We start from the raw sequence: 15,711 nt of genomic DNA on the forward strand, positions 1-15,711 counted from the left end.
ACTATTTCTACAGGCTTCGTGCACTGGGGCGAAGTCGAGGGGGCGTGTCCGCCATCGAGCTGCAAAATTGGTGTAGCCGACCCCTGGATGATTCCTCAGACTCGCGGCTGTGAATTTCGGATGGGCGGTGGATTGCGCTACTCGGGCCGGTATACGGTGGCGTACAGGAATTTGTCTCCCGAAGCGAGAGGCGGCCCATCTTGGCTATCAACAGCTGCCGTTTCTCGCTCCTTGACCAATGTCCGAGCGTAGTCAATGAGAGTTTCCCGCATCGCTGCTAAAGGCGTCGGAGTCCATAGACATAGCTCGGTGAGTTGGTGCGTCACCCTTGTGTACTCCGAGCCGTCTATATCGATTCGCAGCGTTTGGCGCCCCCCAGATCGCTCCGGCACTAAATTGATTACGGCACCCTCATGGACGAACTCTGCGGCGAACCCACTCATGTCAATAACCCTGATTAGGTATAGGTGGCCCTCGAGTAGCCGCCATCGTTGGTCTCCTCCTACCGGGTAACTCGAAGGGGCCATAAACCTGAAGCTGGCGGTATTTATCAGGTCCGAGTAGAAGGCAAGCGCTGGGCTCATCGACTCTATGGAATCGCGCATCAGCTCGCCCACTTGTTCCGGGGTCGCCTGCGACGTCGCAGCAACCAGAATGTCATCATGCCCGAGGGAATAGACGGCAACTCCGGAGCTCGAGTCATCACACCGGTTAAGCAGGTCGGCGACAGCGGCCCAGTCCGGAGACGGCAGAGACATCGTGTACGCCCGGCGAACAGAGTCGCCTTCGTCAACAGAGCTGGTAGTCAAATAAGTTTCGACCTGTTCGCCGCGTTGACGTTGCCGCGCCAATCGCCCGGTCGTAGCCTGGCGCGACGGGACCGGCCGGTTCTTGCATTCCAGCACCACAACGCCATCACCGTTCCAGCCCACGATGTCGCCGACACCAATAAGAGTCGTTAGGTCCGCAATAATCGGAATGAAGCCGAGGCTGCGGAGTCCTCTGGCTTGCTCGAAAACGAAATCGAAGTCGACTCCTTGCCCCGACAGAGACGCCGGCGGACCAGGATGGCGCGACAGCGATCGGATAGTGTGCTCGGGTAGTAATTGGTGCACCAACCCGTCAACGATCACGCGCAACAAATGCCGGTGCCGTTTCGCTTCTGCCTTGTCGGTGCCGATCCCTGGGCTTTCCGATGCGATGATCGCGTCAGCCAAGCGCCGCTGCCACTGAACGACATCGCCCTCGGACGGTAGCGCCGCTAATTCGAGCAATAGCTCCCTTCGGGTCTGCTCCCATGAGGCTGAGACTGACATGCTTTCCATGATCGCCAACTATCCCACTCGTACTCCTACCAACGCTATTTGCTGCTAATGAAGGGGAGTTGAGTGTGTCGACCTGATTCAGGACTTCCCATTTGGGTAAAAATCCTTCAGCCAGTGGCCAGGCTTAGCCGGCCTCGGGGAACGTGGATGTAGGCCTGCGATATTTCAATTCGACGCGATATGTCTCATAACCTCAGTGCCTCAAACCCTAGGGATTGGAGACACCGGGGAGTGGTTCTGGGAATCCGGAATTTCGAATAATTTTGGGCTTCTCTCCGCTGCGGTGAGAATGAGGTCATGGGTAGTTCTCGAGCAATCACCGCTGTGATTGGGGGTTCCCGCGGGATTGGCGCAGCCATCGTTGATCGACTGGCGGCCGACGGTCACGATGTCCTGATTGGTTTCCATACTGACGAGGCCGCGGCCCTGGAAGTGGCGCAGCGTGTTCGGGCACGAGGCCGGGATGCTGTTATCGCAGCTGTCGATGTCACCGATGAGGCCTCGATCGGCGATTTTTTCCGGGCGGGGCAGGCGCTCGGGGAGCTGACGGGAGTCGTTGCTGCGGCCGGCGCCGTACGCGCAGTGGGTCCTCTCGTCGATCTCAACACGTCTGCTATTCGCCGCGATCTTGAAGTGAACCTTCTCGGCGCCATCCTGACCAGTCATGCGGCGATTGGGTACCTCAGCGTTACGCAGGGCAGCCTCGTCCTCATTGGGTCAGCGGCGTCGACCTTGGGAAGCCCCGGCACGTACGTTCACTATGCCGCGGCGAAAGCAGGGGTCGCCGCCCTCAGCGTGGGTCTCTCCAAAGAGCTCGCCCCTTTGGGCATTCGTGTGAACTGCGTTGAGCCCGGCACCGTCTGGACCGACTTTCACCAGGACCGACAGCGTCCCGCGAAAATCGCAAAATCGGTTCCCTTGGGCCGCGCTGGTGTGCCTGAAGAAATTGCTGGGGCAGTCGCCTGGCTTATCTCTCCGGACGCGGCCTACACGACGGGCGCGACGCTGAGGGTCGCCGGCGGCCTGTAGTCGTCATCTGCCAAGCACAGTTCAGAAGCGTCGGAGACGCCCGCAGCACCGTCCGGCCAGACTGTTGCAAAGCCTTGATCCCCTAAAGCCTGGCCACGACAAGTAGTTTGTCGAGCATGCGATAGCCGTCGCCGGTCCCGGACTCGGTGCTTGGGTGAACGCGTCTGGCGCTGGCGACCTCAGGCGCGGGCGATGATCTCGCCGTTGGGGATCAGGAACCAGCCGTCGTCGGTGGATCCCCAGCGGTGCCAGCCCGCGGAGATCCGGGCCAGATCCGCGGGTGTGGCGAAGCCGTACTCCACCGCCTGCTCCGCGAAGGAGGAATGCAGCACCCGTTCGCCCCACACCCGGGCCTGCCAGCGCCGGGTCTGGCCGGTGGCGTAGAGCCAGTTGCTGCTGGAGGGCGCGACGTCGGTGAAGCCGGCGGACTGCGCCCAGGACACCAGCCGCCGCCCGGCGTCCGGTTCCGCGCCGTTCCGACGGGCTATCCGCTTATACAGCTCCATCCATTCGTCCAGTTCCGGGACGGCCGGGTACCAGCTCATGCCGTGGAAATCGGCGTCGCGGGCGGCGACGATGCCCCCGGCCTTGGCCACCCGCCGCATTTCCCGCAGCGCGGCCACCGGGTCGGTGAGGTGCTGCAAAACCTGGTGGGCGTGGACGACGTCGAAGCTTTCGTCGTCGAAGTCCAGGTCGTAGAGGTTGCCGGCCACGAAGCGGGCGTTGGCGGTGCCGCGTTCGGCGGCCAGGGCGGAGGCGTGGGCGATCACCTCGGCCGAGCGGTCCAGCCCGGTCACCTCCCCGGGCGCCACCAGTGCGGCAAAGTCGCACGTGATACTGCCCGGGCCGCAGCCGACGTCGAGCACCGAAACCCCCGGAGTCAGTTGCGGGAGTATGAACGCCGCGGAGTTCTCCGCCGTGCGCGACGCGTGGGCGCGGACCACGGATTCGTGATGGCCGTGTGTATAGACATCCTCGGGCTGTTCGGCGCTCATGGACACAGGCTACGCGCTTCCGGCCGCTTCCTCGCCTGCCCGGACCGTGGCGGCGATCATCGCGGTCAGGAACCGGGTGGCCACCTCCAGCTCCTCCGGGGTGAAGCGTTCCATTGCGGCCCCCATGTGGCGGGCCAGCGGCAGGAACATGGCGCCGCCGTCCTCGAAGGCCTTGGCCGTCATCCTCAACTGGACCTGCCGGCGGTCCGTGCCCTGACGTTCCCGCACCACGTGGCCGGAGCGGTCCAGCCGGTCGATGAGGGCCGTGGTGGCGGGGGAGCTGAGGTGCAGTTCCCGGCGCAGCACCCCGGGCGTGACCACCTGGTTCTTGGCGGTGTGCTCCATGATCACGGACAGGGCGTTGAGGTCCGTCCGGTGCATGTCGTTGCGGGCGCCGGCGGCGTCGACGTAGCGGTTGGCCTCCAGGCTGAACTCCTGGAGCAGCCGGACCAGCGGCGACGGCTCCCCGGGGCCGCCCTGCGGTGGAATCTCTGCTAACACTGGCCGCTCACCTCCTCCTGCGTTTCGTCCCCCGGCGCACCTGGCGCCCCACGGAGTTTACTCCAGGGGGCTGGACGGGTCCCGGGCAGGAAATCCGCACCAAGATATCTAGCCAGACACTTATATCCATCATGGAGATAATCTATGATTTACTGAAGTCTACTCCGTACCGCCCCCAGAGAAGGACGCCATGAAATCCAAGCGGCAAAACTCAACCCGTGTACCGTTCTGGCTCCGCTGGCTGGTGCCCGTCCTGCTGGTGGTCACTTGGCTGGCCATCGCCGGCATCGGCGGCCCCACCTTCGGCCGGCTAAGCGAAGTCTCCTCCAACGACCAAGCCTCCTTCCTTCCGGCCGGCGCCGAGGCCACGGAGGCGCAGGATTGGCAGGCCAAGTTCCGCGACTCCAAGGAGATCCCGGCCGTCGTCGTGATCGAAAGCGACGCTGCGTTCACCCCCGCCCAGCTCGGCCAGGCCGCCGCACTCAAGGGCAAGCTGGAGGAGCTGAAGGCCGGCAGCAGCGTGATCGGGCCGATCCCCTCCAAGGACGCCAAGGCTGTGCAGTTCGTGGTCCCGATCGCCTCCTCCGACGAGGTCAAGAACGTGATCAAGGAGGTCCGCGACGAGGTCAAGGCCTCCGCCCCGGAGGGCATGCAGACCTTCGTCACCGGACCGGCGGGTCTCACCGCTGACCTGGTCAGCGCCTTCGGTGGCATCGACGGCATCCTCCTGCTCGTGGCGCTCGGGGCCGTGTTCGTGATCCTCCTGGTGGTCTACCGGTCCCTGCTGCTGCCAATCGCGGTGCTGTTCACGTCCGTGTTCGCCCTCTGCGCCGCCATCCTGCTGGTCTTCGGCATGGCCAAACTGGGCTGGATCCAGCTCAACGGCCAGAGCCAGGGCATCCTGTCCATTCTGGTCATCGGCGCCGCGACGGACTACGCCCTGCTTTACGTGGCACGGTTCCGCGAGGCCCTGACGCACACCACCAACCGCACCGCCGCCGCCCTCACCGCGTGGAAGGCCGCGTGGGAGCCGATCCTGGCCTCCGGCGCCACGGTGATCATCGCCCTCCTGTGCCTGCTCTTCTCCGACTTGAATTCGAACAAGGCTCTGGGCCCGGTGGCAGCCGCGGGCATCCTCTGCTCGCTCTTCGCCGCCCTTACCCTGCTGCCGGCCATGATGGCGCTCCTCGGCCGCACCGCGTTCTGGCCATTCCGGCCCAAGGTGCTCCCCGAGGAGGAGCGCGAGCCGGAATTCGTCACCGGCCTCGAGGGCCAGAAGGGCCTGTGGCGGGCCACCGGCACGCTGGTTTCCCGGCGCCCGCGCACCGTCTGGGTGGCCTCGGTCCTGCTGCTGGTGGTCGCCGCCGCGGGCGTGCTCCAGCTCAAGGCCAACGGCGTCCCGCAGACCGCCGTCATCCTCTCCGCCTCCAACGCGGTGGACGGCCAGAAGGCTCTGGCACGCCACTTCGACGCCGGCAGCGGCAGCCCCGCGGTGATCGTCACCGACCAGGCCAAGGCCCAGGACGTGCTGGCCAAGACCAAGGACACCAACGGCGTCGGCGATGCCTACCTGGTGGCCGACGGGGGCGCCCCGGTGATCCCCGGCGCCCCCGGTGCCGCCACCGAACCGGCGGTCCGTGACGGCCGGGTCCTCATCAACGCCACCCTGAACGACGCGGCCGACTCCAACGAGGCCGAGAACGTCGTCGTCGAGCTCCGCAAGGAACTCAAGACCATCGACAGCGGCGCGCTCGTCGGCGGGGTCACGGCCACGGCGCTGGACACCAACACCACGGCCCAGCGCGACCTCGTCACCATCATCCCGGTGGTCCTGGCCGTCATCCTGGTCATCCTGATGCTGCTGCTCCGCTCCGTCCTGGCACCGGTGCTGCTGGTGGCCTCGGTGGTCCTCTCCTACGGCGCCGCGATGGGTGTCTCCGCGGTCGTGTTCAACCACGTCTTCGGCTTCCCCGGGGCGGATGCCACCGTGCCGCTCTTCGGTTTCGTGTTCCTCGTGGCCCTGGGCGTGGACTACAACATCTTCCTGATGAGTAGGGTTCGCGAGGAGTCCATCAAGCACGGCACCCGGCCGGGAATCCTGCGCGGCCTGGGCGTGACCGGCGGGGTCATCACCTCCGCCGGCGTGGTCCTCGCCGCCACCTTCGCCGCCCTGGGCGTCATCCCCATCATGTTCCTGGTGCAGCTGGCCTTCATCGTGGCCTTCGGCGTGCTGCTGGACACGGTCCTGGTCCGGTCCCTGCTGGTACCCGCCCTGGCGTACGACCTGGGACACCGGATCTGGTGGCCCAGCAAGCTGGGCCGGGCGGAGACGGACCGTGCGGCGCGGGCCCAGGTCTCCCAGCCCGAGCCGGAATCCGCAGAGGCGGGAGTCCGCTAAGACCCCCCCCGGCCGCAGCCGCCGTCTCCGCTCCTGGTTCCCCCCGCCAGGCAGCCGTGGCGGCGGCTGCCTGGTTAAGGGCATCCCCGGCGCAGGGAAACGGCCCTGTCGCCGCCCGGGGTCCCTCGATAGACTGCCCCTGCGCCCGAGCGGGCGCGCACGCCTGCAGGAGGGATCCACCCATGTCTGACAATCACGGTGAGTTTGATCGAACGGCAGCAGAAGAAGCGCGGCATGATGCGGCCGCCCCTGCCGCCGAGGAGACGGGCCTTGAGGCCGACGCCGGCCAGTACGTCGAGGGCGACTACGGCAACGCCGGCGTGACCGGGGAGAACCCGGCCGGCGCCCCGGAGGGCGAATACGCCGAGGGTGACTACGGCAAGGCCGGCGTTGCCACCGGCTCCGCGGTCGGCGCCGAGGAAGGCGACTACCCCGAGGGTGACTACGGCCGCGCCGGCGCCACGGGCCCCGATGCCGTCGCCGGCGTCGAGGGCGAATACGAAGAGGGCGACTACGGCGCAGCGGGCGCCACCGGCCACCGGGCAGCGGGCGAAGCGGCCCGCGGCGACGAGCGTCGCGACGACGAAACCGGACGTTAGGCGCGCAGAAGGACTTTTCAAGCGGGCCCGGCGGGACCGTTCTCGCAGAGCGAAACATCCGCCGGGGCACCCGCCCTGCGCACAGGCGAAATCGCAGTGGCGACGAAATCCGCGGAATCCCGGGGTTTGGCGGGACAAAACCGCCGACCTCAGCGCCGCCGTCGCGGTCGAAATCCGCACCGTTGTCCAAAGTTGAGCGGATGCGACTCAACTTTGGATTGACATCGGAATGAGCCTGCGTAGACTTGAGTGCAGAGCGCTCAACAAGTGGGCGCGCCTCGACAATCGACGGGCTCGATCCCGGGTTCACTCCCGGTCGCCGGGCCTCCGCCCGATGGCCGGGGGCAGCACGTTTCCAAGGAAAGAAGGAAGCCACACATGTCACGAGCAGTAGGTATTGACCTCGGAACCACCAACTCCGTTGTTTCCGTTCTCGAAGGTGGCGAGCCCACCGTCATTGCCAACGCCGAGGGCGGCCGCACCACGCCGTCGGTCGTTGCGTTCTCCAAGTCCGGCGAGGTCCTGGTCGGCGAAATCGCCAAGCGCCAGGCCGTCAACAACATCGACCGCACCATCTCGTCGGTCAAGCGCCACATGGGCACCGACTGGACCATGAGCATCGATGACAAGAAGTACACGGCGCAGGAAATCTCCGCCCGTATCCTCATGAAGCTCAAGAACGACGCCGAGTCCTACCTGGGCGAAAAGGTCACCGACGCGGTCATCACCGTTCCGGCCTACTTCAACGACGCCGAGCGCCAGGCCACCAAGGAAGCCGGCGAGATCGCCGGCCTGAAGGTCCTGCGCATCGTCAACGAGCCCACCGCGGCCGCCCTGGCCTACGGCCTGGACAAGGGCAAGGAAGACGAACTCATCCTCGTCTTCGACCTCGGCGGCGGCACCTTCGACGTCTCCCTGCTCGAAGTTGGCAAGGACGAGGACGACTTCTCCACCATCCAGGTCCGCGCCACCGCCGGTGACAACCGCCTAGGCGGCGACGACTGGGACCAGCGCGTCGTTGACTACCTGCTGAACCAGCTCAAGGTCAAGGGCATCGACCTCTCCAAGGACAAGATCGCCCTGCAGCGCCTCCGCGAGGCTGCCGAGCAGGCCAAGAAGGAACTGTCCTCCTCCTCCAGCACCAACGTCTCCCTTCAGTACCTCTCCGTCACCCCCGACGGCCCGGTCCACCTGGACGAGCAGCTGACCCGCGCCAAGTTCCAGGACCTGACCAAGGACCTGCTGGAGCGCACCAAGAAGCCGTTCCACGACGTCATCAAGGAAGCCGGCATTAAGCTCTCCGACATCGACCACATCGTGCTCGTCGGCGGCTCCACCCGTATGCCCGCCGTCTCCGAGCTGGTCAAGGAACTGGCCGGCGGCAAGGAGCCCAACAAGGGCGTCAACCCGGACGAGGTCGTCGCCGTCGGCGCCGCACTGCAGGCCGGCGTCCTCAAGGGCGAACGCAAGGACGTGCTGCTGATCGACGTCACCCCGCTCTCCCTCGGTATCGAAACCAAGGGCGGCGTCATGACGCACCTGATCGAGCGCAACACCGCCATCCCCACCAAGCGGTCCGAGACCTTCACCACGGCTGATGACAACCAGCCGTCCGTGGCCATCCAGGTCTTCCAGGGCGAGCGTGAATTCACCCGCGACAACAAGCCGCTGGGCACGTTCGAACTGACCGGCATCGCACCGGCCCCGCGCGGTGTGCCGCAGGTCGAGGTCACCTTCGACATCGACGCCAACGGCATCGTCCACGTCTCCGCCAAGGACAAGGGCACCGGCAAGGAGCAGTCGATGACCATCACCGGCGGTTCCAGCCTCTCCAAGGAAGACATCGACCGCATGGTCCGTGACGCCGAGGAGCACGCAGCCGAGGACAAGGCCCGCCGCGAGGCGACCGACACCCGCAACACCGCCGAGCAGCTCGCCTACTCCGTGGACAAGCTGATCGCCGACAACGCGGACAAGCTGCCCGAAGAGGTCAAGACCGAGGTCCAGGGCGACGTCGACGAGCTGAAGAAGGCGCTTGAAGGCACGGACGACGCCGCCGTCAAGGCCGCGTTTGAGAAGCTGCAGGCTTCCCAGACCAAGCTCGGCGAGGCCATCTACGCCCAGGCAGGTGCCGCTGAGGGTGCCGCCGGTGCCGAAGGTGCCCCGGCCGGCGAGAAGGCTTCCGACGAGGACATCGTCGACGCCGAGATCGTTGACGAAGACGAGAAGAAGTAATCATGCCGCACCACGGTAACGAAGCAGAGCACGGCGGCGAGGGCCCGGACGAGAGCCAGAAGCCGGTGGTCCACGACAACCGCAAGGTTGATCCGAAGACCGGACAGGCCCGGCACCCGGACCAGGAACATGCCGCGGCGGAGTCCGGATCCGGGGACGCACTGTCCCAGGCCGAGGACATCCTCAACAGCGTGGACGTCCCGGCCGCGGAATCCGTGGCGCAGGGCGTCGACGCCGGGGAGGCGGAGGAATTGAAGAACGACCTCCGCCGCCTGCAGGCCGAGTACGTCAACTACCGCAAGCGCGTCGAACGCGACCGCGCCGTAGCAGGGGAGATGGCCGTCATCGGCGTCCTGAACTCCCTGCTCCCGGTGCTGGACGACGTCGACGCCGCCCGGCAGCACGGCGACCTGGCCGACGGCCCGTTCGCCGCGATCGCCGCGAAGCTGGAGAACGCGCTCAAGACCTACGGTCTGGTGCGCATCGATGAGACCGGCGTGGAGTTCGACCCCACGATCCACGAGGCCCTCATCCAGCAGCCCGGCGCCGACGTCGAAACCGACACGGTCAGCCAGGTCCTCCGCTCGGGCTACAAGTCCGGCGACCGGGTCCTGCGTGCCGCCCAAGTGATCGTGTCCGTCCCGGCGTAGTTGGGAACCTGGCGCTACGCCGGATATGGGGCGGTGCCCGCTTCGCGGTGCCCTCCACACCGCCGCCCCATATCCGGCCTCCGCGCCCGCGGTCTTCTCGCCTAAGGTGAGTGGACACAAAGCGCGCAGCAGACGATGGGCCCCGGGAGTGGCTTCGGGCCTGTCGGAGCCGGGTGGCTGGGGATCGCAGATCCCCAGCCACCCGGCGAAGGGGCGGGGGCCCATCGTTTGCGAAGCGCACTCTGTACGACTTTTGAAAGGAAACGCCAGTGGCCAGCCAGGACTGGGTCGACAAGGACTTTTACAAGATCCTTGGTGTCGCCAAGGACGCTTCCGACGCCGACATTAAGAAGGCCTACCGGAAGCTCGCCCGGCAGCACCACCCGGATACCAACGCCGGGGATACCGCGTCGGAGAAGAAGTTCAAGGACATCTCCGAGGCCTATTCCGTGCTCTCCGACGCCGATGAGCGCCAGCAGTACGACGCTATCCGCGCGATGGGCGGCGGCGCCCGGTTCGCCCCCGGCGGTGCGGGACAGCCCGGCGGCGGGGCCGGCTTCGAGGACCTCTTCGGCGGCCTCTTCACCGGCGGTGGCGGCCGCCACTCCGGCGGCTACAGCACCGCCGGCGGCATCCCGCCCGAATTCGCCGACCTGTTCGGCGGCGGCGGTTTCGGCGGTGGCCAGTCCTTCCAGCGCGGCCCGCAGAAGGGCGCGGACCGGACCGCGTCCACCAGCATCTCCTTCGCCGGTTCCATCCGCGGCACCACCATCGGCCTGCGCGAACCCGACGGCGAGGTCATCGACGTCCGCATCCCCGCCGGCATCAAGGACGGCCAGAAGGTCCGGGTCCGCGGCAAGGGCCAGTACGGCCCCGCCGGCAACGGCGACCTGATGGTCACCGTCTCGGTCAAGCCGCACGATTTCTACACCCGCGACGGCGACAACCTGCGCATCCACGTCCCGGTCACCTTCCCCGAGGCGGCCCTGGGCGCGGACATTGAGGTTCCGACGCTCGACGGCGACAAGGTCCGGGTCCGGGTTCCCGCGGGAACCCCCACCGGCCGGACGCTCCGGGTCAAGGGCCGCGGCGTCAAGCACAGCAAGGCCACCGGCGACCTGCTCGTCACCATCGACGTCGCCGTCCCCAAGAAGCTGACCAAGGAGGCCGAGGACGCCGTCAAGGCGTTCGCCGCGGCCACCGCCGGCGAGGACGTCCGCGCGGGCCTGGCAGCCAAGGCCCGGCTGTAGGGTCCAGCCATGGACATCGAGTTCGATCAGCCGATCTTCGTCATCTCGGTCGCCGCTGAGCTGGCGGACATGCACCCGCAGACGCTGCGCCAGTACGACCGGCTCGGCATCGTCTCGCCCAGCCGCGCCCCCGGGAAGTCCCGCCGGTACTCGCAGCGGGACGTGAACATGCTCCGCGAGGTGCAGCGGCTTTCCCAGGAAGGCGTCTCGCTCGAGGGCATCAAGCGGATCCTGCAGCTGGAGAACCAGGTCGCGGCCCTGCAACACCGGGTCGCCGAACTCACCGAGGAACTCAGCCGCCGCCGGCAGCCGCTGGATTCCCGGATCTTCGCCGCCGGCGCTGCGGGCGATGTGGTCACGCTCGCCCGTGGCCAGCGGCCCCGCCCCCGCTCCCAGGCCCTCGTCGTCTGGCGCCCCCGCGACAACTCCTGACCCGCCTAGGTAGTCCGCCCGGCGGGACTGAGTAGCCGTCCGCAAAGACGGGTGGTGAAACCGCAAAGTCGAGTACCGAGACCCCCTGACGGGCCGCTTGCCCTCCCGGTTAGATGGTCTCGGCGGCGCACTGCCGCCACCGGTCGACGCCCTCGGGCGGACCGGTCACGTGCACAAGCCGGGGGGCAGCACCGATGATTCAGCACACCCGTGGTTTAGGGGATTCCACCACTTCCCGACGTATGCCCGCAACGGCGCCGGCGTCCGCACTGAGCGCGGGCCGGCCATGAACTCCGGACTGAACGCCCTGGCCCTCTTCGGCAACTCCCTGCCCGGCCTGCTGCTGCTCACCTTCGGCCAGACGATCGTCGTCGTGTGCGTCTGCACCGACATGGTCCGGGCCGTCTCGGTGCCGCGCTCCCAGCGCCGCTACCTGGCCAACACCGTCTTCCTGACCCTCGTCCCGCCGTCGATCCTGGCGTTGAGCCTGGCCGTGCTGGTGTACGCGGCGTCCGGGGCGTGGGCGCAGACCGCCGGCGGCGTCTTCGTCCTGGTGACGGTGATCTTCCGCTGGCACACGGACCCGGACGAGGACAGCTGGTGGAAGGGCAAGGGCAAGCAGCTCCGCCGCTGGTTCAAGCGGCGGCTGGCCACCGGGCGTATCACCGCGCCGGCCGCCGCCTGAGGCCCGCTCCGGCTAGTCGTCGAAGAGCCCGGCCAGGTCCTCTGCCGTCAGCGCACCGCCGGCCAGCGCGTCGCCCTCCACCACGTCGGCGAACAGCTGGGACTTCTTCGCCTTCAGGGCCATGACCTTCTCCTCGATGGTGTCCTTGGCCACCAGCCGGTAGACCATCACGTTCCGGGCCTGGCCGATCCGGTGCGTCCGGTCCACGGCCTGCGCCTCGGACGCCGGGTTCCACCACGGGTCCAGCAGGAACACGTAATCCGCCTCGGTCAGGTTCAGGCCGAAGCCGCCGGCCTTGAGGCTGATCAGGAACACCGGGGCGGCGCCGTTCTTGAACTCGCTGACCACGTCTGCGCGGTTCCGGGTGCTGCCGTCGAGGTAGCAGAACTCGATGTTCTCCTCGATCAGCCGCTCCCGGACCTTGCCGAGGAAACCGGTGAACTGGCTGAAGATCAGCGCCCGGTGGCCTTCCGCCACGAGGTCCTGGAGTTGTTCGAAGAGCACGTCCAGCTTGCTGGCCCGGATCCCGGAGAGGGACGGGTCGATCAGGGACGGGTCCAGGCTGAGCTGCCGGAGCAGGGTCAACGACTGGAAGATCGTGAAGCGGTTCTTGTTCACGTCCTCGATCAGGCCCAGGATCTTCTGCCGTTCGCGTTGCAGGTGGGTCTGGTAGACCTTCTGGTGGCGCGGATTCAGCACCACCTCGAGCACCTGTTCCTGCTTGGGCGGCAGGTCACGGATCACCTGCTCCTTGGTGCGGCGCAGCATCAGCGGGCGGACCCGGCGGCGCAGCTTGTCCAGCCGTGCCCGGTCCCCGTTCTTCTCCACCGGCCGCTGGTAGTTCTCCGCGAAGCGCTTGGGGCTGGCGAACAGCCCGGGCGCCACGATCGAGGTCAGCGCCCAGAACTCCATCAGGTTGTTCTCCAGCGGCGTGCCGGTCACCGCCAGCTTGAAGTCCGCGGGCAGCTTCCGGGCGCACTGGTAGGCCTTGGACTGGTGGTTCTTCACGAACTGCGCCTCGTCCAGCACCAGGCCGGCCCAGCGGCGGGACGCGTACGCGTCGTAGTCGATGCGGAAGAGCGCGTAGGAGGTGATGACGACGTCGGCGCCGGCCAGCGCGTCGGCGGGGTCGGAGCCGCTCTTTGCGAAGGTCTCGCCGATGGCCCGCACGGTCAGGCCGGGGGCAAACCGGGCGGTTTCGGCCAGCCAGTTGCCCACCACGGACGTGGGTGCCACCACCAGGAACGGGGCGCCACCCGCCGCGTCGCCGGAGGCCCCGTCGTCGCCGTCGTTGTCTTCCGCCCCGGGAGAAGCGGCCGCCTCCGCCGCAGCGATCTTCGCCGCGCAGATCAGCGCGAGCGTCTGGACGGTCTTGCCCAGGCCCATGTCGTCGGCCAGCACCCCGCCCAGGCCGTGGCGGTAGAGGAAGCTCAGCCAGTTGAAGCCCTCCAGCTGGTAGGGCCGCAGCTCCGCGTCCAGTGTGCCCGGCAGCGGCAGGCCCTTCACGCCGCCCTCCAGCAGGCCGCCGACGGCATCGCGCCAGGCGGAAGCCTGTTCGTCCACGATCCCCAGCTGCGCCAGCTCGTCCCAGAGCCCGGCCTGGAAGCGGCTGATCTGAAGCGGGGCGTCCTTGTTGTCCTGCAGCTCCCGGGCCTCCTCGATCAGGGCGCGCAGTTGGTGCAGCTCGGGCAAGTCCAGCGAGAAGTAGGCGCCGCTGGGCAGCAGCATCTTCGTCTGGCCGGCAGCGAGGGCGGAGAAGACGGCGGCAAAGGACACCGGCTGGCCCTCCAGCGAGATCTGGATGCCCAGGTCGAACCAGTCCCGCTGCTCGGTGGCCTTGGTGGAGATGGAGACCACCGGGGCCTCCTCCGCCTCGCGGTAGTCGGCGATCTCTCCGGCGGTATCCACGGTGACCTCGGGCAGCTCACGCAGCCGGGGGAGCACCTCCTCGGTGAACGCGAGCGTGTCCAGGCCGCTGAGCTCGGCGGAGTCCGCGAGCCGGGGCGTGCCCCAGCCGCCGGTGGCGGATTCGCCGAGCTTGGGCACCACCTCCCAGGGCTGGCCCACGGTTTCGAGGATCCGCGCCTCGGCGGTGTCGTCCCGGTAGCCGTGGTCGCCGGGGTGGCGCCAGAGCGGCTGCGCGGTGACCAGGGTGCCGGAGGTGTAATGCCACTCCCAGTGCAGCCGGACCCGGTGGTCCGCGCCGTAGTTTGCCAGCAGGGACAGTGTGGGGACGGCCAGCGTCGGCAGCTCCACCGATTCGTCCGAGGCGGTGACCCGGGCCGTCTGCTTCAGCTTCGGGTAGAAACCGGTGAGGAAGCGGGTCTCGTCCCGGGATGGGATGTGCAGCGTGGTGCCGGCGGTGACGAACGCCAGCAGTTCCTCGCTCAGCCCGGCCTCGAGCGGCGCGAGCGTGATCGTGGCGGCCTCGGGTGCCAGGCCCGGGAGGGTTCCCGCGCCCCCGGTGACGAAGATGCCGTGCGCGGGGCGGCCGATGGTGCCCACCGCCGCGGGGTCCACCTCGGTGCCCTCGACGGTGATGGTGGGGGCGAGGGCCAGACCGCCGTCGTCATTGCCGCCGGTTCCGGGGACGCTGTCAGCGCCGTTGTCGGTGCCGGCGCCCGCGCCGGCCGGGGTGCCGAAACGGGTGAGGTTGAGGCCGACGGCGGCGGGGCTGGCCGCCAGGTGCACTGGCTCGTCCGCCTTGCCGTGGACCAGGGCCAGCCCGATCTTGCGGGCCTCCTCGAGCAGGCTCCAGAGGTTCCGGCCGGCGTAGGTGTTCAGGCCCAGCCAGAGCCCGGTCCCGGCGTGCTGGCGGTTTGCCACGGAGGTGTGGGAGGCCAGGAACTCCAGCATCCACTCCACGTGGGCCTCGTTGCATTCCCGGCGGTAGTTCAGGTAGCTCAGGGTGCTCCACGAGACGTCGCCGCGGATCCATTTGCCCTTCGCGCCCATGATGACGGGCCGGGCCTTGAGCTGGCGGACGCTGCGCAGCGGGTCCCGGCGGCCGGTGTAGGAGAAGTGCGGTGCCGGTTCCTCGATCTCGAACTGCAGCGCCAGGGGCACCCCGGCGGAGGGCTGGGTGGACGCCTGCCGGGAGAGCAGCGGGCTGAGGGCCTGCTCCCAGTCCGGCAGGTCCACGGGGGCCGGCTGGCGGGAGAGCCGGGAGGTTTCTGCGGGGGCGAGCAGCTGCACGCGGGTGGCCGGGTTGTCCTCCGCCGCGAAGAGCAGCGCCGCGACGTGCTTGCAGTCCTTGCGGACCGGGCAGCTGCAGACCCCCACGGTGCAGCTCCAGCCCCCGCCCTTGCGGACCAGCTTCGCCGTCGTCGAATACGGCACGGGGGACCCGCCGCGGACCTTGCCCAGCATCAGCCCGGTGGCGGCGTCGAAGGAAATCCCGGAGACGCGGCTCCCCATGGCGTAGGCGAGCCCGGCCGCGAGGGAGCGGTCGTTGATCGCGGGGGTCTGGATCGCCAGTGCCGCATTCTCATCCGGATTCGAAGGCATGGAGGCACTACTTTCGGCAGTTGGTCATCTGATCCATCTTAGCCAGCCGGCGGTGACCCCGGACCGCGGGCGCCGCCGTGCGTGCCCGGGCCGGTTCCGGAGACG

General features: G+C 67.8%; 12 protein-coding genes. 8 read left to right on the forward strand and 4 right to left on the reverse strand.

The window, feature by feature from the left end; all coding sequences use genetic code 11:
- Nucleotides 1-137: 137 nt before the first annotated feature.
- Entirely contained in the window at nucleotides 138-1,334 is a 1,197-nt protein-coding gene (locus ACFUCU_RS06290; RefSeq protein ID WP_377971451.1) for a hypothetical protein, read from the reverse strand.
- 288 nt (nucleotides 1,335-1,622) lie between these two features.
- On the opposite strand from ACFUCU_RS06290, the gene ACFUCU_RS06295 reads away from it, so the two are divergent.
- Nucleotides 1,623-2,354: an SDR family NAD(P)-dependent oxidoreductase gene (locus ACFUCU_RS06295; RefSeq protein WP_377971452.1), complete on the forward strand. Its 732-nt coding sequence runs from the start codon at nucleotides 1,623-1,625 to the stop codon at nucleotides 2,352-2,354.
- A gap of 179 nt (nucleotides 2,355-2,533) precedes the next feature.
- On the opposite strand, the gene ACFUCU_RS06300 is transcribed toward ACFUCU_RS06295, so the two are convergent.
- Together ACFUCU_RS06300 and ACFUCU_RS06305 are read right to left on the reverse strand one after the other, a co-directional pair.
- Nucleotides 2,534-3,349, reverse strand: a complete 816-nt coding sequence (locus ACFUCU_RS06300; RefSeq protein WP_377971454.1) for a methyltransferase domain-containing protein — start codon at nucleotides 3,347-3,349, stop codon at nucleotides 2,534-2,536.
- A 9-nt stretch (nucleotides 3,350-3,358) separates the two neighbouring features.
- Entirely contained in the window at nucleotides 3,359-3,850 is a 492-nt protein-coding gene (locus ACFUCU_RS06305) for a MarR family winged helix-turn-helix transcriptional regulator (RefSeq protein ID WP_377971456.1), read from the reverse strand.
- Nucleotides 3,851-4,040: 190 nt separating this feature from the next.
- On the opposite strand from ACFUCU_RS06305, the gene ACFUCU_RS06310 reads away from it, so the two are divergent.
- The 7 genes from ACFUCU_RS06310 to ACFUCU_RS06340 all read left to right on the forward strand — a co-directional run bounded on the left by ACFUCU_RS06310 (nucleotide 4,041) and on the right by ACFUCU_RS06340 (nucleotide 12,099).
- The gene (locus ACFUCU_RS06310; RefSeq protein ID WP_377971458.1) at nucleotides 4,041-6,248 is read left to right on the forward strand and encodes an MMPL family transporter; all 2,208 of its coding nucleotides are present in this window, start codon (nucleotides 4,041-4,043) and stop codon (nucleotides 6,246-6,248) included.
- Between the two features lie 182 nt (nucleotides 6,249-6,430).
- Complete coding sequence (locus ACFUCU_RS06315; protein ID WP_290256375.1) at nucleotides 6,431-6,847, forward strand: hypothetical protein; 417 nt, start codon at nucleotides 6,431-6,433, stop codon at nucleotides 6,845-6,847.
- Between the two features lie 378 nt (nucleotides 6,848-7,225).
- Complete coding sequence (gene dnaK / locus ACFUCU_RS06320) at nucleotides 7,226-9,082, forward strand: molecular chaperone DnaK (RefSeq protein WP_290256374.1); 1,857 nt, start codon at nucleotides 7,226-7,228, stop codon at nucleotides 9,080-9,082.
- Nucleotides 9,083-9,084: 2 nt separating this feature from the next.
- The gene (locus tag ACFUCU_RS06325; protein WP_290256373.1) at nucleotides 9,085-9,732 is read left to right on the forward strand and encodes a nucleotide exchange factor GrpE; all 648 of its coding nucleotides are present in this window, start codon (nucleotides 9,085-9,087) and stop codon (nucleotides 9,730-9,732) included.
- Nucleotides 9,733-10,001: 269 nt separating this feature from the next.
- Nucleotides 10,002-10,982, forward strand: coding sequence for a DnaJ C-terminal domain-containing protein (locus ACFUCU_RS06330; protein ID WP_290256372.1), 981 nt, complete (start codon nucleotides 10,002-10,004; stop codon nucleotides 10,980-10,982).
- Nucleotides 10,983-10,991: 9 nt separating this feature from the next.
- Nucleotides 10,992-11,414: a heat shock protein transcriptional repressor HspR gene (locus ACFUCU_RS06335; protein ID WP_377971461.1), complete on the forward strand. Its 423-nt coding sequence runs from the start codon at nucleotides 10,992-10,994 to the stop codon at nucleotides 11,412-11,414.
- A 286-nt stretch (nucleotides 11,415-11,700) separates the two neighbouring features.
- A complete protein-coding gene (locus ACFUCU_RS06340; protein ID WP_290256370.1) occupies nucleotides 11,701-12,099 on the forward strand; it encodes a hypothetical protein in 399 nt (132 codons plus the stop codon).
- Between the two features lie 12 nt (nucleotides 12,100-12,111).
- Here the strand turns inward: ACFUCU_RS06340 and ACFUCU_RS06345 are convergent, their stop codons facing one another.
- Complete coding sequence (locus ACFUCU_RS06345; protein ID WP_377971464.1) at nucleotides 12,112-15,606, reverse strand: SNF2-related protein; 3,495 nt, start codon at nucleotides 15,604-15,606, stop codon at nucleotides 12,112-12,114.
- Nucleotides 15,607-15,711 lie beyond the last annotated feature (105 nt).

Source organism: Arthrobacter sp. NPDC057259 (assembly GCF_042668995.1).
Classification (GTDB): Bacteria; Actinomycetota; Actinomycetes; order Actinomycetales; family Micrococcaceae; genus Arthrobacter.